Source organism: Candidatus Polarisedimenticolaceae bacterium (genome assembly GCA_036376135.1).
Classification (GTDB): Bacteria; Acidobacteriota; Polarisedimenticolia; order Polarisedimenticolales; family DASRJG01; genus DASVAW01.
Genome location: DASVAW010000101.1, coordinates 30753 through 57666 on the forward strand (window position 1 = coordinate 30753; position 26914 = coordinate 57666).

General features: G+C 70.1%; 27 protein-coding genes and 1 pseudogene. 9 read left to right on the forward strand and 19 right to left on the reverse strand.

What is annotated here, in order from left to right; translation table 11 throughout:
* Positions 1–2: 2 nt before the first annotated feature.
* The 8 genes from VF139_10135 to VF139_10170 form a co-directional block, all read right to left on the reverse strand.
* Entirely contained in the window at positions 3–1019 is a 1017-nt protein-coding gene (locus VF139_10135) for an MBL fold metallo-hydrolase (GenBank protein HEX6851749.1), read from the reverse strand.
* Positions 1016–3049: an ATP-binding protein gene (locus tag VF139_10140; protein HEX6851750.1), complete on the reverse strand. Its 2034-nt coding sequence runs from the start codon at positions 3047–3049 to the stop codon at positions 1016–1018. The genes VF139_10135 and VF139_10140 overlap by 4 nt, the downstream gene beginning before the upstream one ends.
* 25 nt (positions 3050–3074) lie before the next feature.
* Complete coding sequence (locus tag VF139_10145; GenBank protein HEX6851751.1) at positions 3075–3875, reverse strand: hypothetical protein; 801 nt, start codon at positions 3873–3875, stop codon at positions 3075–3077.
* Positions 3869–4168, reverse strand: coding sequence for a hypothetical protein (locus VF139_10150; protein ID HEX6851752.1), 300 nt, complete (start codon positions 4166–4168; stop codon positions 3869–3871). The genes VF139_10145 and VF139_10150 overlap by 7 nt, the downstream gene beginning before the upstream one ends.
* Positions 4165–6990, reverse strand: a complete 2826-nt coding sequence (locus VF139_10155) for a response regulator (protein ID HEX6851753.1) — start codon at positions 6988–6990, stop codon at positions 4165–4167. Before VF139_10155 ends, VF139_10150 begins: the two co-directional genes overlap by 4 nt.
* Before the next feature lie 3 nt (positions 6991–6993).
* The gene (locus VF139_10160) at positions 6994–8070 is read right to left on the reverse strand and encodes an AI-2E family transporter (protein HEX6851754.1); all 1077 of its coding nucleotides are present in this window, start codon (positions 8068–8070) and stop codon (positions 6994–6996) included.
* A 2-nt stretch (positions 8071–8072) separates the two neighbouring features.
* Complete coding sequence (locus VF139_10165) at positions 8073–8693, reverse strand: inorganic pyrophosphatase (protein ID HEX6851755.1); 621 nt, start codon at positions 8691–8693, stop codon at positions 8073–8075.
* A gap of 105 nt (positions 8694–8798) precedes the next feature.
* A complete protein-coding gene (locus tag VF139_10170) occupies positions 8799–10343 on the reverse strand; it encodes a glycosyltransferase (protein ID HEX6851756.1) in 1545 nt (514 codons plus the stop codon).
* Between VF139_10170 and VF139_10175 the strand changes: the two are divergent.
* A pseudogene (locus VF139_10175) lies at positions 10342–11109 on the forward strand (VOC family protein). The gene VF139_10170 and the pseudogene VF139_10175 sit on opposite strands and share 2 nt — an antisense overlap.
* A gap of 54 nt (positions 11110–11163) precedes the next feature.
* Here the strand turns inward: VF139_10175 and VF139_10180 are convergent.
* The 8 genes from VF139_10180 to VF139_10215 all read right to left on the reverse strand — a co-directional run bounded on the left by VF139_10180 (position 11164) and on the right by VF139_10215 (position 14636).
* Positions 11164–11718 carry a DUF1801 domain-containing protein gene (locus VF139_10180; GenBank protein HEX6851757.1) on the reverse strand — a complete coding sequence of 185 codons (555 nt, stop codon included), beginning with the start codon at positions 11716–11718 and terminating at the stop codon, positions 11164–11166.
* A 33-nt stretch (positions 11719–11751) separates the two neighbouring features.
* Positions 11752–11958, reverse strand: a complete 207-nt coding sequence (locus tag VF139_10185; GenBank protein ID HEX6851758.1) for a hypothetical protein — start codon at positions 11956–11958, stop codon at positions 11752–11754.
* Positions 11955–12368, reverse strand: coding sequence for a VOC family protein (locus VF139_10190; protein HEX6851759.1), 414 nt, complete (start codon positions 12366–12368; stop codon positions 11955–11957). The genes VF139_10185 and VF139_10190 overlap by 4 nt, the downstream gene beginning before the upstream one ends.
* Entirely contained in the window at positions 12365–12880 is a 516-nt protein-coding gene (locus VF139_10195) for a helix-turn-helix transcriptional regulator (protein ID HEX6851760.1), read from the reverse strand. Before VF139_10195 ends, VF139_10190 begins: the two co-directional genes overlap by 4 nt.
* Positions 12877–13362, reverse strand: coding sequence for a VOC family protein (locus VF139_10200; GenBank protein ID HEX6851761.1), 486 nt, complete (start codon positions 13360–13362; stop codon positions 12877–12879). The genes VF139_10195 and VF139_10200 overlap by 4 nt, the downstream gene beginning before the upstream one ends.
* 136 nt (positions 13363–13498) lie before the next feature.
* Complete coding sequence (locus VF139_10205; GenBank protein ID HEX6851762.1) at positions 13499–13888, reverse strand: hypothetical protein; 390 nt, start codon at positions 13886–13888, stop codon at positions 13499–13501.
* A 60-nt stretch (positions 13889–13948) separates the two neighbouring features.
* Complete coding sequence (locus VF139_10210; protein ID HEX6851763.1) at positions 13949–14308, reverse strand: hypothetical protein; 360 nt, start codon at positions 14306–14308, stop codon at positions 13949–13951.
* A gap of 148 nt (positions 14309–14456) precedes the next feature.
* The gene (locus VF139_10215) at positions 14457–14636 is read right to left on the reverse strand and encodes a hypothetical protein (protein ID HEX6851764.1); all 180 of its coding nucleotides are present in this window, start codon (positions 14634–14636) and stop codon (positions 14457–14459) included.
* A gap of 193 nt (positions 14637–14829) precedes the next feature.
* Between VF139_10215 and VF139_10220 the strand changes: the two genes are divergently transcribed.
* The gene (locus tag VF139_10220; GenBank protein ID HEX6851765.1) at positions 14830–15996 is read left to right on the forward strand and encodes a Fic family protein; all 1167 of its coding nucleotides are present in this window, start codon (positions 14830–14832) and stop codon (positions 15994–15996) included.
* 10 nt (positions 15997–16006) lie between these two features.
* Here the strand turns inward: VF139_10220 and lhgO are convergent, their stop codons facing one another.
* Entirely contained in the window at positions 16007–17218 is a 1212-nt protein-coding gene (gene lhgO / locus VF139_10225; GenBank protein HEX6851766.1) for an L-2-hydroxyglutarate oxidase, read from the reverse strand.
* 89 nt (positions 17219–17307) lie between these two features.
* Here lhgO and VF139_10230 point away from each other — a divergent pair, with 89 nt between their 5' ends.
* The 6 genes from VF139_10230 (at position 17308) to VF139_10255 (ending at position 24494) form a co-directional block, all read left to right on the forward strand.
* On the forward strand, positions 17308–19362 hold the full coding sequence (locus VF139_10230; GenBank protein HEX6851767.1) for a hypothetical protein: 2055 nt from the start codon (positions 17308–17310) through the stop codon (positions 19360–19362).
* A gap of 2 nt (positions 19363–19364) precedes the next feature.
* Positions 19365–20438, forward strand: a complete 1074-nt coding sequence (locus VF139_10235) for a DUF444 family protein (GenBank protein HEX6851768.1) — start codon at positions 19365–19367, stop codon at positions 20436–20438.
* 4 nt (positions 20439–20442) lie between these two features.
* Complete coding sequence (locus tag VF139_10240; protein ID HEX6851769.1) at positions 20443–21948, forward strand: SpoVR family protein; 1506 nt, start codon at positions 20443–20445, stop codon at positions 21946–21948.
* A gap of 153 nt (positions 21949–22101) precedes the next feature.
* Positions 22102–23919 carry a carbamoyltransferase gene (locus VF139_10245; GenBank protein ID HEX6851770.1) on the forward strand — a complete coding sequence of 606 codons (1818 nt, stop codon included), beginning with the start codon at positions 22102–22104 and terminating at the stop codon, positions 23917–23919.
* The gene (locus VF139_10250) at positions 23919–24326 is read left to right on the forward strand and encodes an SxtJ family membrane protein (protein HEX6851771.1); all 408 of its coding nucleotides are present in this window, start codon (positions 23919–23921) and stop codon (positions 24324–24326) included. The genes VF139_10245 and VF139_10250 overlap by 1 nt, the downstream gene beginning before the upstream one ends.
* Positions 24327–24335: 9 nt before the next feature.
* Positions 24336–24494, forward strand: coding sequence for a DUF5989 family protein (locus VF139_10255; GenBank protein ID HEX6851772.1), 159 nt, complete (start codon positions 24336–24338; stop codon positions 24492–24494).
* Here VF139_10255 and VF139_10260 read toward each other — a convergent pair.
* Both VF139_10260 and VF139_10265 read right to left on the reverse strand, forming a co-directional pair.
* Positions 24491–24997, reverse strand: a complete 507-nt coding sequence (locus VF139_10260; protein ID HEX6851773.1) for a DUF6265 family protein — start codon at positions 24995–24997, stop codon at positions 24491–24493. The genes VF139_10255 and VF139_10260 overlap by 4 nt on opposite strands.
* Positions 24998–25073: 76 nt before the next feature.
* Complete coding sequence (locus VF139_10265) at positions 25074–25631, reverse strand: thermonuclease family protein (GenBank protein HEX6851774.1); 558 nt, start codon at positions 25629–25631, stop codon at positions 25074–25076.
* Positions 25632–25805: 174 nt separating this feature from the next.
* On the opposite strand from VF139_10265, the gene VF139_10270 reads away from it, so the two are divergent.
* On the forward strand, positions 25806–26914 hold a 1109-nt coding region (locus VF139_10270), incomplete at its 3' end, for a helix-turn-helix transcriptional regulator (GenBank protein HEX6851775.1).

Below are 26914 nucleotides of genomic sequence, written 5' to 3' on the forward strand. Positions count from 1 at the left end.
CTTCACTCCCGCGCCCCGGGAAGCTCCAGCAGCGTCCCCCCGAACGCCCTCGCCGCCTCCTCGACCACCTCCCGCTCCCGCCCCTGGTATCGGGGCGAGACGTGGAACGGGGCGAGTCGCCGGACTCCCGCCGCCCGCGCGATCTCCCCCGCCTGGCGGGCGGACAGATGGCCGCGGCGGGCCGCCTCGGCGACGTCCTCGTGAAGGAACGGGGTCTCGCAGACCATCAGGTCGGCGTCGCGGGCCAGGGCGACGATCCGCTCGACGTTCTCCGGCGTGAACGCGGCGTCGGTGACGTACGCGATCTTCTGACCGGGGCCCCGGCGGAGCAGGCGCCCCTCGAGCTCCGCGAGCGGGAGGACGCGGGCCCCGCCGTCGGCCGCGGCCGCCTCGACGGGCGTCGCCCCCGGCTCGCGACGGCGCGCCAGGTCCTTGAGGGTCGCAAGCCACGGCCCCGGTGCGAGGCCGAGCCGATCGAGGGCGTCCTTGTCCACGCCGAGGTGCTCGACCTCGCGAAGGGCGGCCGCGAGGACCGGGATGCCGTGGTCGAGCACCGCGACCTCGATCGTGAACAGCCGCTCCGCGTGAACCGTCCCGGAGAACGGCGCCTCCCCGGCCGGCTCCGCGAGCATCCTCCCCGCACCGCGGTGGATCGTGTCGCGCACGACGGCGCCGTCGACCTCCCGGACGCGGAGCCGAACGGGGTAGCCCTCGACGAGATTCCACGCGTATCCCGCGATGCGCGAGGCGACGTGGCCGCCGAACCCCGCCGGTCCGACGAGGACGATCTCCCGCTCGCGTCGCAGGGCCAGGCGCAAGAGCCGGTCGAACCCGCAGAAGTGGTCCATGTGGGCGTGCGTGACCACCGCGAAGTCGACGCGGGCGAGCTTGCGCGGAGCGAGCGCGTGGAGATCGCCGAGATCGAACAGCACCGCACGCCCCTCGTCGAGCAGGTCCACCCACAAGGCGGGATCGCCGTCGAGACCGTTGACGAGCGTCGGGAGGAACAGCGTCCTCACGCGAGCGCCGCGCGGACCTTCTCGACGAGCTCGGCGGGAAGGAACGGCTTCGTGAGGATGCCCCGCAGGCCGAGACTCTCGAACCGCGCGGCCGCCTCGCCCTCGGAGTACCCGGTCATGAGGACCGCGCGCACCTCCCCCCCCGCGGCCCGGATCGCGGCCAGCGCCTCGTCCCCGTGCATCCGCGGCATCGTCATGTCGGTCAGGACGAGGCCGATGTCGTCGCGGCGGTCGAAGTAGAGGGCGACCGCCTCGGTGCCGTCGGACGCCTCGAGGACGCGGAAGCCCTCGCCTTCGAGGGCCGCACGGGCGAGCTCGCGGATCGCCGGCTCGTCGTCGACGACGAGGATCGCGGCGTCGGGCCGCGCTCGGCGCGGGGCGCTCGCGGGAGCCACGGCGACGTCGGGGGTCGACGGGAGCTCCACGCGGAACGTCGTCCCGCGGCCCGGCGTCGAGTCCACGCCCACCGAGCCGCCGTGCGCGCGCACGATGCCGTGGACGGCGGCGAGCCCGAGCCCCCGCCCCGTGAACTTCGTGGTGAAGAACGGATCGAAGACCCGCGCGAGCGTCTCGGCGTCGATCCCGCTCCCGGAATCCTCGACCTCCAGCACGCAGCGTTCGCCGTCCTTCGACGCCCTCGTGCGCACGACGACGGTGCCGCCGTCGCGGTCGCACGCCTCCGCGCCGTTGGCGACGAGGTTGGCGACCACCTGGCGGATCTGCGTCGCATCCGCCTCGACCCGGGGGAGCGGCTCGCCCAGCTCCATCCGCAGGACGACCTTGCGGGGGATCGAGGCGACGAGCAGCGGCCCCATGCCCGAGACGACCGCGTTGAGGTCGACCCGCTCGCGTCGCATCCCGCTGCGGCCGACGTAGTCGAGCAGCTGGCCGGTCAGCGTCGCGGCGCGCTCGCTGGCGGCGACGACGCGCTCCAGGCAGTCGGCGGCGGGATGACCGGGGTCGAGCTTGCGACGGGCGAGATCGGCGTTCCCGAGAATGCCGGTCAGGATGTTGTTGAAGTCGTGCGCCACGCCTCCGGCGAACGTGCCGAGGCTCTCGAGCTTCTGCGTCGCGAACATCTGGCGCTCGACCGCCAGGCGCGCCTCCTCCGCGCGGCGACGTTCGGCCACCTCGCGGCGGAGGGCGGCGTTCTTGCTCTCGAGGACCACGACGATCGCGACGAAGAAGGCCGTGCCGAGAAGGCCGACGGCCAGCGACACCGCCGGCAGCGTCGAGGGGGCGGCCTGGCCGTGCACCGCGACCGTACGCACGATCCACCTTCGTCCCGCGAGAACGAAACGGTCCTCGTGACGCGGCGAAGCACCCGTCGGTTCCGCCCCACCCGACCGGCGGACGGCGATCGTCCGTTCGGTCGGGGGCTCCCCCTCGACACCCCCGTCGAGGAGCTCCACGTCGATGCCGACGTCCCGTTGCCTGCCGAGCGCGCGATCGAGGAGTTGATCCGCCAGGACGGCGCCGACGACGAATCCTCCCGGCTCCGCGGCCCCGCCGCCCCGCAGAATCGGGAGAACCGCCAGCAACCCGGAACCCGAGGACGCGTGGACGGGTCGAACGGGGCCGGTGAGCCGCTCGCGCCCCGTGGCGCGCGCCCCCTCGAACGCACGCCGGCGCTCGGGCTCGGATCCGAGATCGACCCCCAGAAGCGCCGCCTCCAGCTCGGGCGGCTCCACGAACCGGGGCTCGTAGCGCTCGCGGCCGTCCCGGAGCACCCGCGGAACCCAGGCGAGACACTCGAGGGACGCCTGACGTTCCCGGATCGCCCGAGCGAACGACGCGAACTCCGCCGCGGTCACCTCCTCGGAGGCCCGCCAGAAGGCGTCCAGCGCGACGAGACTCTGGAGCGAATCCTGCATCGCCTCGCGGACGGCGCTCACCCGCTCGGCGGACTCCTCGGCGAAGAGCCGCGCGTCGCGGTCGCTCTCGACCCGGACGGCCAGGCGCCACGCGAGAAGGGTCGAGACGGCCCCGGCGAGAACGACGACTCCGACCAGGACTACGATGCGTCGCACGACCGCCCCCCGGCGTGGCCGACCATTATGCGCGCGGTTCGTCGTCCCCGAGCCCGAGGGTGAACCTCGGCTCCTCCGCGCGACGGTTGGCGTCGGCGGCATCGAGATCGACGGCCCGCGCGAGCAGGCGGCCGCACGGACGCGACAACGCGAGCTTGAGCGCGAGATCGACGACCAGCGCGCCCCCGGCGCCCCACGCGAGCGGGCCGACCGGCTCCGTGGCAGGCAGGCGCAGCCACGCCGCGGCCGGGGCCGCCGCGGCGGCGCCGAGCGCCACGTAGGCGCCGACCCGCACGACGCTCCACACGTTCCACGCGAGCATCGCCACGACCGCCGTCCGCCGCGCCGCGCGAAGCAGGGTCGCGACGTAGGCGTTCATGTAGTTGAGGAGCACCGCCCCGAGCACGATCGAGGCGAGGTTCGCCGTGACCAGCGCGCAGGCGACGTAGACGAGGGTCTCGTGGAGGTGGCGCCGAAGCGTCGCGAACGGCGTGGACTCCGGGCCCGCGCCCGAACGCAGCCACGCGAGCATCTCCCGGCGGTACTCCTTCGCGCGGAGCACGCGGCGGTCGACCGCCTCGGCGTTGGGGACGAAGAAGTAGAGGGAGACGAGGGTCGTCGCGAGCGCCCACGTCCCCACCGTGGCGGCGGCGAGGCCGGGGGTCCCCCAGCGCCACGCATAGGCGAACGCCGTCCACCCCGCGATGCCCTGGGCCAGAGGCATCCCCCATCGGTTGCCGATGCGCCAGCCCAGACGGAACCCGACGACGCCGCAGGCTGCGCCGAGGATCAGGAAGTAGCCCTGCCCGAGGCCGAACATCAGCAAGCCCGCAGGATCCGGGCGCCCGCGCCGTCGCGGTAACGCGCGAGCACGCGCGCGGCGCTCTCCGCCCGATCGGGGTCGGCGAGCACGACGACGACCGGTCGCGCGAGACGCGCGACGTCGCCGTCGAGCGCGCGCCAGAAACGCGCCGCCTCGGGATCGCCCTCCGGCGGGATCTCGGGATCCACGAGAACGACGGCGCCGGGGGCCTCGTAATACGTGGAGACCCGCTCGCGGCCGTCCGACGCGGTCACGCTCCAGTGCCACAACCCCTCGGCCGCCTTCCAGACCTTCACGAGGCGTCGCCGAGGTGCCGCCGCAACACCGCGGCGAGCGCGTCGCGGTTCACCGGCTTCACCAGATAGTCGTCGAACCCCGCCGCGCGGGCCCGCTCCCGGTCGGGAGCCATCGCGAGGGCGGTGAAGGCGACGAGGGGGATCGCCGCGGTCGCGGGCTCGACCTTGAGCGCCCGCGCGGCGTCGAATCCCGTCAGCCCCGGCATCGCGAGGTCCATCAGGATCAGGTCGGGGGGATCGCGTCGCACCGCCTCGAGCGCCTCGGCGGCGCCGGGCGCCACGCGCGCGCGGTACCCGAGGCGCTCGACGAGGGTGCGCGCGAGCTCCCGGTTGGCGTCGTGGTCGTCGACGACGAGCACCGTCCTCGGTCCCCCCGACCCGGCGGTCGCATCGCGGTCCACGGCGCGTCGCACGAGGTCGACGAGAGCGCCGCGGGTGAGGGATCCCTTCTCGACGAGGGCGGCGACCCGCTCGCGCAGCCGCTCCCTTTCGGGGGCGCTGAGCTCCGCTCCGGTGAGGACGATCACCGGGATCCCCTGCGTCCTCGCGTCCCGCTCGAGCCGATCGAGGACGTCGAATCCGGTCATGTCGGTCAACACCAGGTCCACGACCACGAGATCGGGGCGCTGCTGGAAGGCGGCCGCCAGCCCCGCGGCCCCCGACGCGCGCCACGTGAGCCGGTACCCGACGGGCTCGAGCGTCGACCGCAGGAGATCCCCCGTGTTCGGGTCGTCGTCGATCGCCAGGATCTGCAGCCGGCGTCCCGGCGCCGGGCGCGCCGTCTCGCCGATCCGCTGCGGCGGGGCCTCGCGGGACGCGGGGGCGACGAACCTGTCGGGCGCGCCGGGGGCGTCGACCGCCGGGAGGGTGAACCAGAACGTCGCGCCCCGGCCGGGAGCGGTGTCGACCCCGACGCGGCCGCGATGTTCGTCCACCAGCGACCGGACGATCGCGAGGCCCAGGCCGGCCCCTTCGTTCTTCTTCACGAGCGGGCTCTCGCCCTGCACGAAGGGGCGGAAGACGTCCTCGACCGCCTCCGGATCGATCCCCGGCCCGTTGTCGCGCACCTCGAACCGCACGTGAGCCCCCTCGTCGCGCGCGACGAGCTCGACCACGTCTCCCGCAGGGGAGAACTTCACCGCGTTCGAGAGCAGGTTCAGCAGGATCTGCCGCAGCCGCCGCTGATCGGCGGACACGACCCGCTCGGTCTCGACGACGACCCGGAGCTCGATCCCCTTGAGGCGCGCGGCGGGCTCGAGGGTGCGCACCGCGTCGCGCGCCGCCACGAGAACGTCCACGTCCTCGAGGTCGAGCGACAACCGCCCGGCCTCGATGCGTGCGAGGTCGAGCACGTCGTTGATCAGGCCGAGCAGGTAGCGACCGCTCGCGTGGATCTCCTGCACCTGCCGCAGATGCTCCTCGGGGACCTTCCCCGCGAGGTCCTCGGCCAGCAGCTCGGAGAACCCGATCACGCTGTTGAGCGGGGTGCGCAGCTCGTGGGACATGTTCGCGAGGAACTCGGTCTTCAGGCGCGTCGCGCGCTCGATCTCGCGGTTCTTCTCCTCGAGCTGCTTCATCGCGTCGGCGAGGTCGCGCGTGCGCTCCTGCACGCGGTGCTCCATCTCGTCGCGCGAGGCGGCGAGGGCCTCGGCCATGCGGTTGAAGCCGTCCGCGAGGCGTCCGAGGGCGTCGGTGCGCTCGACGACGACGCGCGAACCGAGGTCGCCCTCGGCCACCCGGTCGAGGGCTTCCGTGAGCGGCCTCACCGGGCGGAGGATCCACCCCGACAGGAAGAGTCCCACGGCCAGCGCGAGGATCATGAGCACGACGCCGAGCGCGAGCGATCGTCCCACGAGGCGGGCGCTGGGCTGGTTCACCGACGCGAGGGGCACGAAGGTCAGAAGCGTCCACGGCTTGACCTGCAGGCGCAGCGCGACCGCGAGCACCTCCTCGCCGCTGACGGGATCGGTCTCCAGGAACGGCGTGCGGTCCGGCGGCCCCACGACGCGCCTGCGCTCCTCGGGGGCGTCGATGGGATTCTCGAGGAACTCGCGCGTGCGCTCGCCGAACCGGCGCCCCTCCACCAGCGCGTCCACCACCTCGGAGGGCAGGGGGCCGATGGGACGGTAATCCACCGGGCCGGGGGTGCTCTGGCCGATGCGCACCCCGACGCTGTCGTAGAGGACGACGCGGCTTCCGGGGCCGGCGAGGCCGTGCACCTCGCGCAGACGCCGGAGCAGCGCCTCCGTGCGGACGTAGAGGACGACGACGGCGAGGACCTCCCCTCGCGGGTCGCGCAGCGGCCCGTAGTAGGCGAGCACCTGCGTACCCCCGCCGGAGGCTTGCGTCTCGAACGGGTCGGCGGCTCCTCGTCGCCCGGCGAGGCCCTCGGAGTAATACGTCTGTCCGGCGACGCTCCGGCCGATGGCCCCGGGATCCGTGTCCAGCAGGATCACCCCGTCCCGCCCCACGAGGGCCACCCCGTGCACGTCGGCGTCGGTGTCCACGAGGTTCGCGAGGGACGCCTCGGCCCGCGACCGGCGCGAGGGCTCGTGCGGAGACTGCGCGTACTCCCGCAGCGTCACCGAACGTCCCATCCGCTCGACGGTCTCGAGATAGGCGGTGTGGAACGCCTCGATCTGCCCGCCGATCTGATCGGCGCGTGCGGCCAGCAGGCTCTCGGCGTCCTTGCGGGTCTGCTGGCGCGCCTCGCGGAACGTGAACCCCGTCGCCGCCGCGAGCGGCACCGTCGACACCAGCAGCAGCAACGCGAGGACCTTCCAGGGAAGCGGCCAGTCCGGAATGCGGAGGAACCGGGCCAACGCTCACGCCTCCGGTGGTTCGGCGGAGGACTCCCGGAGCAGGTCGCGGCGCGCGATCTCGACGAGGAACAGGAACACCGTGATGATCAGCGGTCCCACGAACAGCCCCACGAGCCCGAACGCCAGCATCCCCCCGAACAGGCCGAAGAAGATGAGCAGGGTATGCATCCGCACGCCGCGGCCGATGAACAGCGGCCGGATCAGGTTGTCGATCGACGATACGGCGACGACGCCCCAGATCAGGAGGAACGTCCCCCAACCCCACGATCCGGTCGCGAACAGGTAGATCGCCGCGGGACCCCAGACGATCGCGGTCCCGCCGGGGAGCAGCGCGCAGAAGAACATCGCCGCCCCGAAGGTCACCGGCTGCGGGAGCCCCGCGATGGCGAAGCCGATCGCGCCGACCGTCCCCTGGACGAGCGCGGTGGCGAGCACGCCGAAGAACACCGAACGCGTGACCTCCTCGAGCTCGCGGAACACCTCGTCCCGGTCGGCCTCGCTCATGGGGAGGAACCGGCGCACCGCGCCGACGACGGCCGGGCCCTCGTGGAAGAGGACCGTCATCGTGACGAGCATGACGATGAAGCTGAGGATCGTCTGGACGGCGTTGGCGACGATCTCGCTGGATTTCCCCGCGAGGGCGTTCCCCACGGTCTTCAGCGCCGAGATCGCCATCCCCTTCAGGTCGATCGACTCGACGTCGACGTAGCGACCGACGAACTCGATGGCGTCCTTCAACGCGGGGATCCGCTCGGAGAGGCTGACGCCGGCGTCCGCCTGCTCCTGCGCCGTCTCCAGCCAGTTGTATCCGTCGACGACCCCCTGGCCGACCTTGATCGCCGCGATCACCGCGGGAACCACGACGAGCGAGGCGAGCGCGACCGACAACGCCGTCGCCGCGAGCCACGCCCGTCCGCGCACCCAGCCGAGCAGGCGACGGTGCAGCGGGCTGAACGCCACGACGAGCACGGTCGCCCACGCGATCCCGGTCAGGAACGGCCGGAAGATCAGGAACATGAGGTAGAGCGTCAGCGTGAAGAGCGCGACGAAGACGCCACGGAAGACCCAGTCGCGGCGCACGCTCAGCCCTTTCGGGGGCCGAGGGTGGCGAAGTCGTCCTCGTAGTCGTCGAGCGCGGCCTGGACGACCGTGCACGCCTGCTCCCGGTCGTAGACCGCCTCGATCACCATCGCCGGCGGCTCCCCCACGACGAGCTTGTAGGTCCCGAAGTAGTGGCGCAGCCGCTCGACGAGCGCCTTGGGGAGCTCGGTGACCGAGCGGACCTCGCCCCACACCGGGTCCTTGTCGAGCACGGCGATGATCTTGTCGTCCGCCTCGCCGTGGTCGATCGCCCGGATTCCCCCGACCACGCGCGCCGTCACGAGGACCTCGGACTTGTTGATCGGGCGCTCGCTGAACACGCAGATGTCGAGGGGATCCCCGTCCCCGCGCCCTCCCTCCTTCGAAAGGGCGCCGACGCGGTCGCCGCAATAGGTCCGCGGGATGAACCCGTACAGGGTCGGCGGCGACGAGGAGGTGCGCTGCGGGCGGTCCACGCGCAGGTACCCCGTCGCCTTGTCCACCTCGTACTTGACGAGGTCGAAGGGAGTGATCTCGATCCAGGCCTGCACGATCTCGGGAGGGTTGGGACCCGCCTCGAGGCCGTGCCAGGGGTGAGGCCGCCACCGGAAGAAGGTAGTCATGGCGGAAGGGTAGCGCGGGCCACGGAATGGGGACAGCAACCTATTTCCCGGAGCCGAAGACACCGGTTACGGGTCTCGGGAACCGGGTTGCGGGCCCCTCTCGGCTCAGGCGCCCCGCAGCCCCGCCCCCAGCCGCTGCACGATCCCCGCCCGGCCGACCGCTTCGAGCCGCTTCAGGATCCGCTGCACGGCGGCAACCGGGGCCTGGCGGTCGTGGAGCAGCGACACCGAGCCGCGCGCGGCCGCGGCGAGCGCAAGGGCCGCCCGAGCCCCCTCCCCCGGGGACTCCGAGCGTCCCTCGAAGGCGCGCTCGAGCTCGGTGTACCGCTCCTCCGCCAGGAAAGCCGCGGCGAGACCTTCGTCCACCGCGTCCCAGCCCGGGGCGAGCGCGGCGGCTTTCCCGAAGGCATCGGCCGCCGTGCGGAAGTCCTCCGTCGACAGGACGAGCTCCGCGAACGCCGCCCACGCCCAGACGTCGCTCGGATCGGCCCGGAGCCCTTCCAGGTAGGCCTTCATCGCCTCGAGGGTGGACCCGCGGGCGCACTCGACCGCACCCTTCGCGACCCAGGCGCAGGCCCCCCCGCCGGGGAGGCACACCCCCTCCTCGGCGAATCGCGCCGCCCCGTCGACGTCGCCCTGCAAGAGCGCCGCCTCGGCCGCCCGCGCGCGGGCGACGGGGCCCACGAGGGCGTGCTCGTCGAAGGGGGAGGCGACGCCGTCGTCGCGGTCGAAACACGCGCGCGCCCGTTCGAGCGCGGCCTCGGCGTTCCCTTCGGCGAGGTCGGCGTCGATGCGGAGCAGCTCGAAGACGACGCCGGCCGCGAGAGGATCGGCGAGCGCCCGGCGCGCCTCATCGACCCGGCGCTTCGCGAGCAGCGCCGACACCCGCAGCCGGAGGGCGTCCGCGGCAAGGCGGGGCGCGAGGATCCCGGGGTGGTCGTACAGCCAGTCGAGGTGGACGAGCGCCTCGTCGAGGTGCGATCCGGGAACGGCGCGCCCGAGGACGACGGGGCATCGCTCGCGGGCGAGGAAGTAACGCGCGGAAGCGTCGCCGTCGGCGGCGACGACGCGTCGCCGCAACAGGTCGAGCGTGCGCTGCTCCTTCCCCTTCGCCACCCGCCGGGCGCGCAGGAAGCCGTCGTGCCCGACCTCCAGGCCGCTGGGTTCGGGATCGACGGAGCGCATCCCCAGGCGCCGCGCGATCGAAGGGACGATCTGCTCGTGGATCTCCCCCTGGAAACGGTGCTCGGGGCGGTTCCGGAACAGTCGCACCAGCGGATAACGTCGCAGACCGCCGCCGTCGACTCGATCGTGCATCGCGCCGGACAACGCCTCCGCCTCCGTCGCGTCGAGACGGAGACGAAGCGCGTCGGGAGCGGGCCCGCCTTCGATCCACTCGTCCGCGTCGAGAACGAGGATCCAGTCGCCGGTCGCCTCCGCGAGCGAGGCGTTGCGCGCGGCCGAGAAATCGCCGGTCCAGGTCCGGGTCACCAGTCGCGCGCCGGCCGCCTTCGCCTTGGCCCGCGTGTCGTCGTTCGACCCCGTGTCGACCAGCACGATCTCGTCGACGTACGGCCGGGCCGACTCCAGGCAACGCTCGACGACGTCCCCCTCGTCGCGGGCGATCAGGCAGAGACTGATCCGGGACATGACACCTCCGGGCCCCAGGTTTGCAACGAGCGGGCCACGACCGAATCGCGGAATTCCCGCCTCCGGCGCGACGGGCCTACCAAAAAAGGTCGGCCGGTTACGAGAAACGTCGTCGCATCGCAGGGGCGTGCGTCCCCCTTCGCTTCCTCCGACGACCCGCCCGGGCGTGGTCCACCTGAAGGTCGCCGACCTTCCGGGCATGGGTGCCTTCTACACGGACGCGATCGGCCTTCTCGAGCGCGCGCGCTCGCCCCGGGAGATCCGGCTGGGGACCGAGCGGGACGAGCTGCTCGTCCTGCACGCGCGCCCGTCCGGTCGTCGCGTGCGCGGGACGACCGGCCTCTTCCACGTCGCGATCCGCGTTCCGGATCGGCGCGAGCTCGCGTACGCCCTGCACCGCGTGCCGGACGCCGGCGGGCGCTTCGACGGCTTCGCCGACCACGACGTGAGCGAGGCGCTCTACCTCTCCGACCCCGAGGGGAACGGGATCGAGATCTACCGCGACCGTCCCGCCGACACCTGGGAGCGCGACGCGCGCGGCGTACGGATGGGGACGAACCCGCTCGACCTCGAGGGGCTCCGTCGCGAGGCCGGGAGCCGACGCTCGGAGTCGCTGCCTGCCGGCACCGACGTCGGCCACGTCCACCTCCACGTCCGCGATCTCGCGGAAGCGGAGCGGTTCTGGTCGGGGACGTTCGGCTTCGACGTGACCGCCCGTTACCCGGGGCAGGCGAGCTTCCTCGCCGCCGGCGGATACCACCACCACCTCGGCGCGAACGTCTGGGCCGGGGTCGGGGCGCCTGCGCCTCCGGAGGACGCCCTAGGACTGCTCCACCTCGAGTGGATCGTTCCGGCCGATGGAGCCGCGGCGCTTCGCGAGCGCCTTGCCCCGTTCGCCCGCGACGACGGCCGCTTTGCCGACCCCTCCGGAAACGCGTTCGAGATCGTCGGCGCCTGAGTCGGGCCAGCGACGCTTGGCCTCCGCCGCCGACTGGGCGATGAGGGCCTCGAGAACCTTCGCATCGAGGTCGGCCAGGCGTCTGAAGTACAGACAGGACTTTCCCATCTTGTGTTTCCCGAGCTTCGCCAGGAGCTTGTCCTGTCCGGGAGCGCCCGGGGCCAGGTAGACCACCAGGTCCCTGCCGCGGATCGCGAAGGCGGCGAGACACGACTGACCCGAGTGACCGCTCTCGTAGCGGTAGCTGTAGGAGCCGTAGCCCACGATGCTCGGGCCCCACATCTTGGGCCGTTGCTTCGTGACCCGCCTGCACATGGCCATGATGGCCTTGCAGTCCTTCAACTGCTCGGGGCTCGCGCGGGACGCGAGGTACTCGTCGATGCTGGCGCTCGTGGGTTTGGTCTTGTTTTCAGCCATCCGAGGTTCCTTGCCCGCGTGGGGCGGCTCGACTCACCGACCCGAACGATACGGCAGTACGAACAGATACAAGCCCGTGAGAAGCAGCAGGCCGAGCGGAAGCAACGGCGCGTAGGTGATCCAGGGCGGAGGCTGTTCCCCCCCTCCGATCGCCAACGCGACGAAGTTCGCGATGACGGTGAGCGTGAAGCCGATCGACACCCAGCGATGGAACTGTCGGATACCGCGGCTCCAGCTCATCGGGACTTCCTCGACTGGATCAGCTTCCATCCGTTCCCCGAGGGGTCGCGGAACCCCGCGTCCACAGTGCCGAAACGCTCCACGGGCTCCTGCGTGAACTCCACGCCCCGGGCGCGCATCCTCTCGTACGCGGCGCGGCAATCGTCCACGGAGAGGACGAGCGGGGGCATCGCGCCCTTGGCGACGATCTCGCGGACCGCCTGCGCCGTCGCCGCGTCGAGGACCGGCGGACCCGGCGCGAACAGGCCGAGCTGAAACGACGGCTGCTCGGGGTGCTGCACCGTCAGCCATCGATAGTCCCCGTTTCGCACGTCGGCGTGGACGCGGAAACCGACCTTCTCGACGTAGAACTCAAGGGCTTCGTCCTGATCCCTCACGTACAGTCCGACGACTTCGACTCCCTGGCTCATGGGGCCTCCTTGGTTCGAGGCCGTTTTGTACCCTTCGCCGCGCGGCGCCGCTTCTCCAAAACTGCGATCGTGAGGTCCGGCCGCGTGCCGGCGCTCAGGTAGCAGGCGGGGACGCTCCGCACCCCGGCCGCCTCGGCCTTCTCGCGCGCCCGGAGTTCGCCCGGGCTCTCTCCGGTGACGTCGCGGAAGGTGCGACCGAACGTCCCCAGGCTCCGCCAACCGGTCTCCCACGCGATCTCCGTGATCGACAGGTCGGTGTCGCGCAAGAGCGCCTTGGCCCGCTCGATCCGCCGCGTGAGCAGGTAGCGGTGCGGCGGAAGGCCGAAGGCCTCCTTGAACGACCGCGCGAAGTGGGCTTCGGAGACCCCACTCACTCGGGCGAGCCGCCGGATCGGCCACGCCTCATGCGATGCGCCGTCCATCCGGTCCTTCGCGCGCAACAGGCGGCGCAGGAGGTCGGGGTCCCGGGGCGTCGGGGGCGCACCCGCCTTGCCTGCCGCCGGGCCTCTCACCCCCGACGTGCCGCCTCGATGGTGGCGATGTCGATCTTCCGCATCGTCATCATCGCGTCGAACGCGCGCTTGGCGGCCGCCGGATTGGGATCGGCGATCGCCTCGGACAGGACCCGCGGCGTGATCTGCCACGACAAGCCCCACCTGTCCTTGCACCAGCCGCAGACGCTTTCCTCACCGCCGTTGCCGACGATCGCGTTCCAGTAGCGATCGGTCTCCTCCTGGGTCTCGGTCGCGACCTGGAACGAGAACGCCTCGCTGTGCTTGAACTCGGGCCCGCCGTTGAGGCCAAGGCACGGGATGCCGAGCACGGTGAACTGGACCGTCAGCACGTCCCCCGCCTTGCCGGACGGGAAGTCCCCCGGCGCGCGGTAGATCGATTGGACGGAGGAGTCGGGAAAAGTCGCGGCATAGAAGCGCGCCGCTTCTTCGGCGTCTCCGTCGTACCAGAGGCAGACCGTGTTCCTCGCCAGGGTCGTCATGGTGTTCCTCCCTTGTCGTTGCGGTCCGGCGGATCCAGGAGAGGCGTCGTTTCGGGGGCCCTGAGAACCTCCAACCGCTGCAGCCAAGGATCCGCGGCTTCTCACGCGTCACCGTGGCCCCGCACCGGCGAGACGGTCAACCCGCATCATCCGCGCACTCCGGGTCTTCCGGAAGGTGCTCGTAGACCGCGGTAATCAGGCGGTCCAGCGGACCGTTCAAGCCCGAACAACAAGCCTCGATCTCCTGGACGGACACCCGGATGGCAACGAGGAGCCGGCCCAGCTCGGCGTTGATCTCGGGCGCGGCCGGCAGATCGAGGAGCTGCGAGATCCGCTCCTGGTAGCGGAAACAGTTCGCCTCGAGATCCCCGGTGTCGACCGCGGCCGAGGCGTCCGCGGGCAGCACCGTCAGCCGCGACCGGATGGACACCAGCCGCTCCATCACGCCGTCGAAACGGCTTTTGAGTTGTTCAGGGGTGGGCATCTTCTTCGACTCGCCATCCCTGGAAATGAACTGTCGCACCATCCACTTGGCATACTCCGTCGTGCTTCCCTGCAGGTTCGTCGTGAATCTCCGGCCCATCCGTCACCGGGTGTACCCGTACATCACGCGAAACGTCTCCCGCTCCTCCGCGCGAAGTTGATTCTCGAATCGACGCAACTCGGCGGAGCCCTCGGGCCTGGCCGCGTGGATTCGCAGCCAGGCGGTCATGGCGATTCCGCCGTCCAGCTGGGAGCGCAACAGCCAGTCGTAAACCGGTGCGGGGTCATCCGTTCGCCGATACTCCCGGAGCAGCAGCTCGGTCCGGCAGTAGGCCCAGTTCGTATCGTGGCTCGAAGGCGGCGCCGCGGCCTCAGCCTGCGCGAACAGGCACAAGACCCGGCCGGGCGTCCTCCACTGCAGGACTGCGAGGCCCGTCACCACCACGACGACCGTTGCGGTCACCCTTCGCACTGACAACTTCATTCCGTCCGCCTGAAGATGCTGCCGTCAATCGGCCGCGCGAAGCCCGTTCCGACGGGACGGCGGGTTACTCCTCCTCGCCCCACCCGCCGCCGACCCGGGCCTCCAGGTCCCCGAGCACGTCCTCGATCTACGCCAGCGCCGACCTCAGGTCGTCGGCGATCTCCCGGGCCAGCAGGTGCGGCTCGGGCAGACCCGCGGAGTCCACCGGACTTTCGTCGCGCAGCCAGAAGACGTCAAGGCTCACCTTGTCGCGCGCGAGGATCTCCTCATAGGTGTCGGGTCGGAAGCGGCCGTCCGGCGTCGGCAACGCATGCCGTCCTCGAGGGGCATGCCGTCGCACGCTCCCCGGCGAAGGCGTCGAGTTGCGGCGGCGCTCGGCCCATTCGCCGGGGGATTGGGATGGAGTTTCGATCGTTCTCGTCCGGCGCCGGGCCTCCAACGGCCCGCTAGTAACGACATCTTGACTAAGCGATCTCGAAAGTAAAGACTTCGTTCCCAAGATGCCCAAGAGGAAGACCGGCCGTTACGAGCGGGTCAAGGTCGGCGGCGAGGAGGTCGCGGCGTTCGTCCCGGCCCCGCTGCCTCCCTCGAACCCGCCGCTGGTCCTCGACGCCGCCCGCGCCGAGCGCGTCCGGGTCGCCGAGCAGGCGCTCGTCCGGCTCGACCTCGCCGGGGAGATGGTCCCCTCCCTGGACTGGTTCCTCTACGCCTTCGTGCGGAAGGAGGCGGTCGTCTCGTCGCAGATCGAGGGGACACAGGCGACGCTCATCGACCTCCTCGAGTTCGAGGCCCAAGGCGAGGGCGAGCCGAACGCGGACGTGGAGGAGGTCTGCAATTACCTCGAGGCGCTGAAGTACGCGCGAGCCGAGCTTGCCGCTTCGAAGGGGCTGCCGCTCTCGATGCGCCTGCTCAACGAGACGCATCGACGCCTCCTGAGCGGCGCTCGCGGCTCCGACAAGCTCCCCGGCGAGGTCCGCCGCAGCCAGAATTGGATCGGCGGCACCCGCCCCGGGAACGCCGCGTTCGTGCCTCCCCCGCCCCACGCGCTCGGGAAGGTGCTCGCGGACTTCGAGAAGTACATCCACAGGAAGGACGCACTGCCGCCCCTCGTGCGGGCGGGCCTCCTCCACGTCCAGTTCGAGACGATTCACCCCTATCTCGACGGCAACGGACGCATCGGCCGTCTGCTCATCACCCTCGAACTGGAGCGCGCCCGGCTCCTGTCGAAGCCCCTCCTTTACTTGAGCCTCCACTTCAAGCGCAACCGCGACGACTACGATCGCCGTCTCGATGCCGTGCGCACGGAGGGGGACTGGGAGGGCTGGCTCGATTTCTTCCTCGACGGCGTGACGACCGTGGCCGACGAGGCGGTCGGCGACGCGCGGGAGTTGTTCGCCCTCGTGACCGCCGATCGAGCGCGCGTCCTGGCGCAGGAGGGTTCGTCCGTCGCGGCGCTGCGGCTGTTCGAACTGCTCCCGCGGCGGCCGGTCGTCACCGTCGCGTCGGTCATGAAGGCGATCGAGACGACGAAGCCCACGGCGGGGCGCGCGATCGAGGCGCTCGTCGGTGCAGGCGTGCTCGTCGAGACGACGGGGCGGAAGCGGGATCGGTCATACGCCTACCGGCGGTACCTGGATCGGTTGAGGGTCGGGACGGAGCTGGGTTAGCCGACCGGGCTCACGCGATCCCGAACCTCTTCGCCGCCGTCTCCGCGATGACCCGCCCGATCGCAAGGCACGCGGTCGCCGCCGGCGACGGGGCGTTGAGGACGTGGACCTGGTTCTCGGCCTCGACCAGGTGGAAGTCGTCCACCATCGTGCCGTCGCGACCGACCGCCTGGGCGCGCACTCCCGAGCCCGCGGCGACGACGTCGGCCGCCCGGACCTCGGGAACCAGCGTCTGGAGCGCTCGGACCAGCGCCGCCTTCGACAGCGAGCGCGTCCATTCGTCCACGCCCGTGCGCCAGTGCCTTGCGAACAGGCGCCACGCGCCGGGGTAGCTGAACGTGTCCCACAGGTCGCGGGCCGACACGCTGAACCGGGTGTACCCCTCGCGCTTGAAGGCGAGGACGGCGTTCGGGCCCGCCTCGATCTCCCCGGTGATGCGGCGGGTGAAATGCACCCCCAGGAAGGGGTATCGGGGATCGGGAACGGGATAGATGAGGTGCTTCACGAGGTGCGCCCGCTCGGGGGCGAGCGACCAGTACTCCCCGCGGAACGGGACGATCCGCAGGCCCGGGTCCACCCCGGCGAGCCTCGCCACGCGGTCGGAGCGCAGCCCCGCGCAGTTGACCAGGAAGCGGCAGCGGACCTCGCCGGCCGGGGTCTCGAGGACGAAACGCCCCGCTTCCCGGCGGACCGATTCGACCTCCGCCCCGGTCTCGACGGCACCGCCGCGCTCCCGGATGGCGGCGGCCAGGGCCTCGGAGACCTCCCGGTAGTCGACGATCCCGGTCTGCGGCACGTGGAGCCCCGCGAGGCCGGTCGCGTAAGGCTCGATCTCCTTCAGGGCCTGGGGGTCGAGGCGGCGGAGCCCGTCGAGGCCGTTCTCCGTCCCCCGCCGCTCGATCGCGTCCAGTCGCGGAAGCTCGTCGGGGGTGGTCGCGACGATGACCTTGCCGCATCTTTCGTGTCGGACGCCGCGCTCGGTGCAGAAGGCGTAGAGGGCCTCGCGACCCTCGACGCACAGCTTCGCCTTGAGCGAGCCGGGCTTGTAGTAGATCCCCGAGTGGATCACCCCGCTGTTGTGCCCGGTCTGATGGGCGGCGACCCGATCCTCGGCTTCCAGCACCGCCAAATCGACGCGGGCGTGTTGCAGCAGGCGCAGGGCGGTGGCGAGCCCGACGACTCCACCACCCACGACGGCGACGTCGCAAGCCGGCGTGATCATGGCCGCAGGCTAACACGCGCTTGCGCTGCGCCCTCAAGGGGACTAAACAGTTGTGCAGCGGGATGGGGCCCCGCCGGGAGGTGCCGGCCATGTCGACGGGTGAGACGATCATTCAGAAGGCCCGCCAGTCCCTCGACCTCGCGGGCTTCCGCGAGCAGAACTGGACGGGCTCGTTCGCGCAGTACCTCGACATCGTGCACCGCGACCCGCGCGTGACGCGGACGGCGTACGAGCGCATCTACGACATGATCGTGTCGGCGGGGGTGCGCGAATACGTCGACAACAAGAAGCGGATCCTGCACTACGACTTCTTCGACGACGTGCCGCATCACGGCGAAGACGCCATCTACGGGCTCGACATCCCGCTGATGAAGCTCGTCAACATCTTCAAGGCGGCGGCGCAGCGTTACGGCACCGAGCGCCGCGTGATCCTCCTGCACGGTCCCGTCGGCTCGTCCAAGTCGACGATCGCGCGGCTGCTGAAGAAGGGGCTCGAGTCGTACTCCCGCCGCCCCGACGGCGCCCTCTACACCTTCGGATGGGTGCGCGACCTCGAGAAGCCCGACGAGGTCACGCCCTGCCCCATGCACGAGGAGCCGCTCCACCTCGTGCCCCACGAGCTGCGCGCGGCGATCGTCCAGGAGATGAACGCGGGCAAGGCGCCGGGCGACCGCCACCTGCACCGCATCGAGGGGGACCTGTGCCCCTTCTGCCGGCAGGAGTTCCGTGATCTGGCGATGAAATACGGCGGCGACTGGACGCGCGTGCTCAACCACGTGAGCGTGCGCCGGCTGCTGCTCAGCGCGCAGGACCGGATCGGGATCGGGACCTTCCAGCCCAAGGACGAGAAGAACCAGGACTCCACCGAGCTCACCGGCGACATCAACTACCGGAAGATCGCGGAGTACGGGTCGGACTCCGATCCCCGCGCGTTCAACTTCGACGGCGAGTTCAACATCGCCAACCGCGGCATGATCGAGTTCATCGAGGTGCTCAAGCTCGACGTCGCGTTCCTGTACGAGCTGCTCGGCGCGAGCCAGGAGCACCTCATCAAGCCGAAGAAGTTCCCGCAGACGTGGATCGACGAGGTCATCCTCGGCCACACCAACGAGCCCGAGTACCGGCGCCTGCAGAACAACGAATACATGGAGGCGCTGCGCGACCGCACGGTGAAGGTGGACGTCCCGTACATCACCCGGCTCACCGAGGAGATCAAGATCTACGAGAAGGACTACAACCTCGCCAAGATCCGCGGGAAGCACATCGCGCCGCACACCATCGAGATGGCCGCGATGTGGGCGGTGCTTACGCGCCTCGAGGAGCCCAAGAAGCACAACCTCACGATCATGCAGAAGCTCAAGCTTTACAACGGCAAGACGCTTCCCGGATACACCGAGGACAACGTCAAGGAGCTGCGCAAGGAGGCGCAGCGCGAGGGGATGGAGGGGATCTCCCCGCGTTACGTCCAGGACAAGATCTCCAACGCGCTCGTCTCCGAGCTCGACCAGCGCTGCGTGAACCCGTTCATGGTGCTCAACGAGCTCGAGGCGGGGCTGCGCTCCCATTCGCTGATCACGAGCGAGGAGCAGCGCCAGCGCTTCCGCGAGCTGCTCGACGAGGTGCGCCGCGAATACGAGGACGTCGTCAAGAACGAGGTCCAGCGGGCGATCGCCGCCGACGAGGCCGCCATCTCGCGCCTGTGCGCCAACTACATCGACAACATCAAGGCGTACACCCAGAAGGAGAAGGTCCGGAACCCGTACACCGGCCAGGACGAGGAGCCCGACGAGAGGCTGATGCGCTCGATCGAGGAGAAGATCGACATCCCCGAGGCGCGCAAGGACGACTTCCGCCGCGAGATCATGAACTACATCGGCGCGCTCGCCCTCGACGGCCGGCGGTTCGACTACAAGACCAACGAGCGGCTGCACAAGGCCCTCGAGCTGAAGCTGTTCGAGGACCAGAAGGACTTCATCAAGCTGACGAGCCTCGTCTCCTCGGTGATCGACAAGGAGACGCAGGAGAAGATCGACATCGTGAGGGGTCGCCTGGTGCGCGACTACGGCTACTGCGAGTCGTGCGCGGGGGACGTGCTCCACTTCGTCGCCAGCATCTTCGCGCGGGGTGACGTGAAGGAGCGCTGACCGTGGCCCGCATCGAGACCGATCTCTCCCGCTTCCGGCAGATCGTCCGCGGCCGGGTCCGCGACGAGCTGCGCAAGCACCTCGGCCGCCAGGAGATGATCGGCCGCCAGGGGCGTCAGGTCGTCTCGATCCCGGTCCCGCATCTCGAGCTCCCCCACTTCGCGCACGACCACGGCGGGAAGGGGGTCGGCCAGGGGGAGGGCGACGAGGGCGGCTCCGGCTCGAAGGCGGGCGACAAGCCGGGGGCGCACATCCTCGAGGCGGAGTTCTCCGTCGAGGAGCTCGCGCGGCTCCTCGGCGAAGCGCTCGAGCTGCCGCGGATCCAGCCCAAGGGGATCGACGAGACCGATTCCCCCGCCGGGCGTTACACCGGCGTCCACACGGTCGGGCCCGACTCCCTCCGGCACTTCAAACGCTCCTACCGGCAGGCGTTGCGGCGCATGGTGGCGTCGGGGGTCTACGACCCCGAGCGGCCGCGCGTGGTGATCGACCGCGCCGACCGTCGCTTCCGCGTGCGCGAGCCCAGGCCGCAGCCCAAGGCGAACGCCGCGATCGTGTACGTGATGGACGTGTCGGGGTCGATGGGGGACGAGCAGAAGGAGATCGTCCGCACCGAGAGCTTCTGGATCGACGCGTGGATCCGCCTCCACTACCACGGCGTCCGCAACGTCTACATCGTGCACGACGCCGCGGCGAAGGAAGTGGACCGCGACACCTTCTTCCGGATCCGCGAATCCGGAGGCACCGTGATCTCGACCGCCTACGACCTCGCGATCCGCATCCTCGACGAGCGGTTCCCCGTCGCCGACTGGAACCTCTACCTCTTCCACTTCTCCGACGGCGAGAACTACTCCCGCCAGGACAACGAGAAGTGCCTCACGATGCTCTCCGACCGCCTGCTCCCGGCCGTGAACCTGTTCGGCTACGGCCAGGTCGAGGCCCTCGGAGCGCGCGGGGACTTCCACGAGTTCCTGGAGCGGCGCTTCGGGTCCGAGCCCAAGGTCGCCCTCTCGCGCATCCCCGACCGGGACAAGATCGTCGATTCGATCCGGACCTTCCTCGGGAAGGGGCGCTGACGCCGTGAGTCGGTCCCTCCCCCTGGAGCTCGCGCGCGAGCAGGAGCGCATCGAGCGGATGGCCGACGGATTCGGCCTGACCTTCTTCACGACCGTCTTCGAGATCGTGGACTACCAGCAGATGAACGCGCTGGCGGCCTACCAGGGGTTCCCCACGCGTTACCCGCACTGGCGCTGGGGGATGGAGTACCAGCAGCTCTCGAAGAGCTACGAGTACGGCCTGCACAAGATCTACGAGATGGTCATCAACAACGACCCCACCTACGCGTACCTGCTCGAGGGAAACCCGCTCGTCGACCAGAAGCTCGTGATGGCCCACGTCTACGGCCACGCCGACTTCTTCAGGAACAACGTCTACTTCGCCCACACCAACCGGAAGATGGTCGACGCGATGGCCAACCACGCCACGCGCGTGCGACGGATCCACGACGCGGTGGGCGTCGAGAAGGCGGAGCGGTTCCTGGACGCGTGCCTGTCGATCGAGGACCTCATCGACCCGGGCGCCGTGTTCCGGCCCGCGCGCAAGGCGGAGCCCGAGTCCGCGCGCTCCGCCGAGCCGGACGGCCGGATGCCCGCGAAGACCTACCTCGACCGCTACGTCAACCCTCCCGAGTACCTCGAGGAGCGGCGGCGGCGGCGGGAACAGGCGCGCGAGGACGCCCGGCGCTTCCCGCCGTCGCCCGAGCGCGACGCGCTGGGCTTCCTGCTGCAGCACGCTCCGCTCGAGGACTGGGAGCGCGACCTCCTCGAGATCGTGCGCGACGAGAGCTACTACTTCCTCCCGCAGCGGCAGACCAAGGTGATGAACGAGGGCTGGGCCTCGTACTGGCACAGCCGGATGATGACGCGCGGCCTGCTCGACGACTCCGAGGTGATCGACTACGCCGACCACCACTCGGGAACGGTCGCCACGCAGCCCGGTCGCCTCAACCCCTACAAGCTCGGGCTCGAGCTGTTCCGCGACATCGAGCGGCGCTGGGACAAGGGGCAGTTCGGCCCCGAATGGGAGTCCTGCGACTCCATGGCCGAGCGCGCCGGGTGGGACACCGGCGCGGGCCAGGGACGCGAGAAGATCTTCGAGGTCCGGCGCCTGCACGCCGACGCCACCTTCCTCGATTCCTTCCTGACCCGGGATTTCTGCGAGCGCGAGGGGCTGTTCGTCTCGAAGACCGACGCCCGCTCCGGGAAGACCGAGGTGGACAGCCGCGAGTTCGACGAGGTCAAGCAGGCGCTGCTCCTCCACTTCACCAACGGCGGGCGGCCGATGATCGACGTCGTGGACGCGAACTACGCCAATCGCGGCGAGCTGCTCCTACGCCACCGCCACCTCGGCGTGGATCTGAAGATGGACTGGGCCAAGGAGGTCCTCGAGAACCTCGTCCGCGTGTGGAAGCGCCCGGTGCGCCTCGAGACCCGCCTCGGACCCAAGGCGCTTCGCCTGGCCCACGACGGCACGGCCCCCTCCGAGGAGGAGCCCGGCGGCGGGAAGCCGGCGCCCGCGCGTTCCTGACGGCGGGAGACCTCCCGGTCCGCCGTCCGCCCCCGCCGGGCGGCACACCCTCGGGACCGGCTCCTCCTTGATTTTGCGGAGGCATCGTCGGATATTGGCGAGTCGGCCCCCGGCAATTCGCCCATGGGGTTGCCGGCACGACCTCGGAGAACGATGAAGATCCTAGGAATCTCCGCGTATTACCACGACAGCGCCGCGTGTCTCGTGGCGGATGGTCGGGTCGTCGCGGCCGCTCAGGAAGAGCGTTTCACCCGGAAAAAGCACGACCACGAGTTCCCGTCGCGCGCCGTGGAGTACTGCCTGCGCGAGGGCGGGCTCTCCTCCGCCTCCGAGCTCGACGTCGTCGCCTTCTACGACAAGCCGATCGTCAAGTTCGAGCGGCTGCTCGAGACCTACCTCCGCTACGCCCCCCACGGCATCCGCTCCTGGCTCAAGGCGATGCCGCTCTGGCTCAAGAAGAAGCTCTGGATGAAGGAGAACATCCGCGAGGAGCTCGACTACGAGGGCCGGATCGTCTTCACCGAGCACCACGAGTCGCACGCGGCGAGCGCCTTTTTCCCCTCCCCCTTCGAGCGCGCCGCCATCCTCACGATCGACGGCGTCGGGGAGTGGGCGACGGCGAGCCTGGGACTGGGAGAGGGGAACCGGATCCGCGTCCTGAAGGAGATCCACTTCCCCCACTCCCTCGGGCTGCTGTACTCCGCCTTCACCTACTTCACCGGGTTCAAGGTGAACAGCGGCGAATACAAGCTGATGGGCCTCGCCCCGTACGGAACCCCGAAGTACGCCGACCTCATCCTCGACGAGCTGATCGACCTGAAGGAGGACGGCTCCTTCAAGCTCAACATGCGCTACTTCGACTTCGCCGCGGGCCTGCGGATGACCAACGGCCGTTTCGCGAAGCGGTTCGGCGGCCCCGAGCGTTCGGCCGAGTCGAAGCTGACCCAGCGCGAGATGGACCTTGCCGCCTCGATCCAGGTCGTCACCGAGAAGGTGATGCTCGCGATGGCGCGCCACGCCCACGAGCAGACCGGCGCCGACAACCTCTGTCTCGCGGGGGGCGTCGCCCTGAACTGCGTGGGGAACGGGAAGATCCTCCGGACCGGCCCGTTCCGGAACGTCTGGATCCAGCCCGCCGCCGGCGACGCGGGGGGCGCGCTCGGCGCGGCGATCTTCGTCCACCACCAGCTCGCCGACGGCGAGCGACGCGTGGACGGACGCCGCGACTCGCAGCGCGCCTCGCTGCTCGGCCCGTCCTTCGACGATGCGACGATCGGGGCGTTCCTGCAGGCCAAGGGCGTCGTCGCCACCCGCTGCGAGAGCGACGAGGCGCTCGTGGAGAAGGTCGCCGACCTGATCGCTTCGGAGCACGTCGTCGGCTGGTTCCAGGGCCGGATGGAGTTCGGCCCCCGGGCGCTGGGCTCGCGGTCGATCCTCGGCGACGCCCGCAGCCGCGAGATGCAGACGCGGATGAACCTCGCGATCAAGTTCCGGGAGTCGTTCCGTCCGTTCGCCCCCTCGGTGCTGCGTGAATCCGTGAGCGAGTGGTTCCAGGTCGACGCCGACAGCCCGTACATGCTGCTCACCGTTCCGGTGAAGGACGAGCGGCGCCTGGACCCCGGCGATCCGACGGCGCAGGGGCTCGACAAGCTCAAGCAGATCCGCTCGACGATCCCCGCCGTGACCCACGTGGACTGGTCGGCCCGCGTCCAGACCGTGCGGAAGGAAGACAACCCGATCTACCACGCCCTCATCGACAGGTTCCGGCAGAAGACCGGCTGCCCGGTGATCGTGAACACCTCGTTCAACGTCCGCGGGGAGCCGATCGTCTGCACCCCCGAGGACGCCTTCCGCTGCTTCACGCGGACGAACATGGACGCCCTCGTCCTCGGCCGGTTCGTCGTGGAAAAGAAACACAACACCATCCCGCCCCCGGACACGGGCTGGATGAAGGAATTCGAGCTCGACTGATGGCGCGAAGAAAACACGACACGACGAAGCAAGCGGTCCGGTTCGCCTGGATCCTGTTCGTGCTGCTCGGCGCTTTGGCCAGCTTTTCCGCGTGGCGCGAGCACTGGGTCCGCGCCGGAATCGTCGCGGCCCTCGCCGTCGTCGGGCCGGCCCTCGCCCATCTCGCCCGGCCGGCGTGGATGGCCTTCTTCGCCCGGTGGATGAAGTTCGCCGAGGTTCTGGGCCTGATCTCGACGACGATCATCCTGTCGCTCTTCTTCTTCCTGATCCTGACCCCGGTGGGACTCGTGGCGCGCCTGTTCCGCAAGGACCCGCTCGATCTCGACTGGAAGCACCGCCGTCGGACCTACTGGGTCGACCGGGAGCCGGTCGAGCCGACGTTCGAGCGCTACGAGAAGCAGTACTAGGAGAGCCTCATGTCCTACGTCGGTGTTTTCAGGGAGCTCTGGGAGTTCCTCCGGCAGCGGAAGAAGTTCTGGCTCCTCCCGCTCGTCATCGTGCTCGTTCTCCTGGGCCTGCTCGTCGCGCTGACCGCGAAGAGCGCCCTCGCGCCGTTCATCTACACCGTCTTCTAGCCGGGGCGCTTCGCGAACCGGAACGGCTCTTCGCGCACGACGCCGTCCTTGCCGCGGATGGCGACGACGCAGAGCAGCCCGTCCTCCGTGCGTGTGTAGGAGATGCCTCCGAACCGCAGCTTGCCCTCCGACTTCTCGGAGAGCGGGAAGGCGAGGACCTTGTCCTTCTCCTCCCAGCCCGTCAGGTCGGCGTTGAAGTGCTTGAGCCGAAGCTCGAGGCTCCCGTCCTTCTCCACGATCGACAGGATCTCGTAGAAGGCGACGCTCCCGTCCTTCACGAGTCGGAACATCCCCGGCATCGCCCCGGCCCTGGGCTCGCCCCAGACGTCCTCGACCCATCCCCCGAGCCCTTCTCCCTGCCACGTCCCCGCGAGCCACGCGGCATCGGCGAGCGTCGCGGGCGGGGGCGTCGCAGACGGGGACGTCGCGGGCGGGGACGTCGCGGAGGCGTTCAGGCAGAGAACCGGGAGCAGGAGCACGAACACGATCCACGGCTTGCGCATGGCGAATCCTCCAAGGGTTCGTCGAACGGGCGAACGGAATTTCGACCGGGATCCGAGGCGCCAAGTCTTCGGCGCGTCAGGGCCGGCTCCCACCCCCGCGCCGCCGGCCGGCGCACGGATCCGGGTCGGGTCGTCGGCCCCTCGCCTGCCTCTCGGCTTCCAGGAAGGCGGGTTTGAGCGCGAAGTCGAACTTCCGGTAGACGCAGGCATACCCCTCTCGGACCAGGCTTTCGTTGTGGCTTCGCGTCCCGTCCCCCACCAGCACGTAACGAAGCAGGCGGCCGTACCGGTCCCGGTCGTCGGACCCGGGATCGGAGAGCAACTCGACCTCCTCCCCGACCAGCGCGAGCTCGGTGAACGACTTGGCCGCCTTGGCCCAGGCCCGGACCACCGGGTCGTCGGCGCCGAGCTCGCCGGTGTCCACCCCGAGCAGGCGCACGCGCGCCTTCCGCGACCCGATCCGCACGTCGATCGTGTCGCCGTCTCCGGCCCGCACCACCCGTGCCTTCACCCGCGGTGCGGACGCGAGGTCGGGGCTGAAACCCGAGCCCGCGGCATCCGCTTCGCGCGAGCACGCGAGCGCGGGCCCCAGCATCGCCGCCAGGACGAACACGAGACCGATCCGCCGTCGCATGGCCGCGCGAGTATAACGACGCGCGCCGCCGCGCCTCGCTCCCGCCCACCGAGGCCCTTGCGCCGCGCCCCCGACCGGGTGTTGCATATATGCAACCCTGACCGTGCGCCCCGCCTCTTACGCGATCGCGCGGCTTCGTGCAGGGTAGTCGTCAGTCCGAGTGGGGGACGAACCGTGGCGGAACGCGCCCTCGTGGCCTTCGGCCGCTACCTGCGGATGCTCCGAGACCGCAAGGGCCTCTCGCTCGAGGAGGCGGTAACCCTCACGCGCGTCTACCCGAGCCCGTTGAGCAAGGGTTATCTCTCGCGCCTGGAGAACGGCGCCACGCGCGCGGGCTTCGAGAAGATCGTCGCCCTCGCGAAGGCGTACGGCGTTCCGGTGGACGTTCTTGCCGAACGGCTGTGGCTCGATCTCGAGCTCGAGAAGAACGATCCGCCGGAGACGGAGGGGATGACGTTCAAGCGGTTGACCGCGAGCGGGTCGGATCGCGCACATGCCGGCTGGCGTTGGAAATCGTACGCCTACCTCCGCGACGCCACAGCGCTGGCTAGCAGCGCGCCGGTGAATCCAGGATATCGAGACCAGAGCGAACAAGTCGCCATCGCGATTCAGAACTGCGCGACCGCCGCAACGAAGCTGGGCGCGTTGAACTTCGCTTTATGGGAGTACAAGTACGTCGAATCGCTGGGAACCGTCAGCACCAAGAATCAAGTTTCGCTTCTGAGTTGCATCTCCACTTTGCACAGGCGGCGCGGCGAACTTCAGACGGCTCGACTCATCGCGGACCGGGCCATCGAGGCAGGGAGACGGCCTGAAGGAGCCACGTTCTTGGGCTATGCGTACAGCACGCGTGCGGTGATCGCCCATCTGGAAGGTGAATTCTCCGCTTGCCTCGAGATACAGAAGCTCGCCCTCGCCGCGTTTCGCGCCGCGGGACGAGAAGCCGAGAGTGCAAGTGCCCACCACGCGATCGGCCAGATGTTCTTTGAGCTTGGCCGAACGGGGGCAGGACGCCGCGCGATGGCGGCTGCAGAGCGGATCGCGTCGAAGCTGGATCTCCATGACGTCCGAGTCCGAATTCGGCTGTCGCTCGGCGAGTTCGATTTTCGGGAGCAGAAGTTCGAGAGCGCCATCGGTTATTGGCAAGATGCCGCCAGGCTCGCACGTGAATCGCGAGATCGCACCCTTCTGTTCATGGCGGAACACCGTCTCATGAAGCAAGCGATCGCCGAAGGTCGTCGCAATTACGCCCAGTCCCTGGCACGCCACCTCCAACGCCTCAC

Bases quoted from the DNA above. Each gene is read 5' to 3' on its own strand.
- VF139_10190 (HEX6851759.1), bottom strand. From the start codon at position 12,368: ATGAGCCAGGGAGTCGAAGTCGTCGGACTGTACGTGAGGGATCAGGAC.
- VF139_10265 (HEX6851774.1), bottom strand. From the start codon at position 25,631: ATGCGACGGCGGATCGGTCTCGTGTTCGTCCTGGCGGCGATGCTGGGG.
- VF139_10205 (HEX6851762.1), bottom strand. From the start codon at position 13,888: ATGGTGCGACAGTTCATTTCCAGGGATGGCGAGTCGAAGAAGATGCCC.
- VF139_10220 (HEX6851765.1), top strand. From the start codon at position 14,830: ATGCCCAAGAGGAAGACCGGCCGTTACGAGCGGGTCAAGGTCGGCGGC.
- VF139_10200 (HEX6851761.1), bottom strand. From the start codon at position 13,362: ATGACGACCCTGGCGAGGAACACGGTCTGCCTCTGGTACGACGGAGAC.
- VF139_10165 (HEX6851755.1), bottom strand. From the start codon at position 8,693: ATGACTACCTTCTTCCGGTGGCGGCCTCACCCCTGGCACGGCCTCGAG.
- VF139_10260 (HEX6851773.1), bottom strand. From the start codon at position 24,997: ATGCGCAAGCCGTGGATCGTGTTCGTGCTCCTGCTCCCGGTTCTCTGC.
- lhgO (HEX6851766.1), bottom strand. From the start codon at position 17,218: ATGATCACGCCGGCTTGCGACGTCGCCGTCGTGGGTGGTGGAGTCGTC.
- VF139_10230 (HEX6851767.1), top strand. From the start codon at position 17,308: ATGTCGACGGGTGAGACGATCATTCAGAAGGCCCGCCAGTCCCTCGAC.
- VF139_10250 (HEX6851771.1), top strand. From the start codon at position 23,919: ATGGCGCGAAGAAAACACGACACGACGAAGCAAGCGGTCCGGTTCGCC.
- VF139_10180 (HEX6851757.1), bottom strand. From the start codon at position 11,718: ATGGCTGAAAACAAGACCAAACCCACGAGCGCCAGCATCGACGAGTAC.
- VF139_10255 (HEX6851772.1), top strand. From the start codon at position 24,336: ATGTCCTACGTCGGTGTTTTCAGGGAGCTCTGGGAGTTCCTCCGGCAG.
- VF139_10170 (HEX6851756.1), bottom strand. From the start codon at position 10,343: ATGTCCCGGATCAGTCTCTGCCTGATCGCCCGCGACGAGGGGGACGTC.
- VF139_10245 (HEX6851770.1), top strand. From the start codon at position 22,102: ATGAAGATCCTAGGAATCTCCGCGTATTACCACGACAGCGCCGCGTGT.
- VF139_10185 (HEX6851758.1), bottom strand. From the start codon at position 11,958: ATGAGCTGGAGCCGCGGTATCCGACAGTTCCATCGCTGGGTGTCGATC.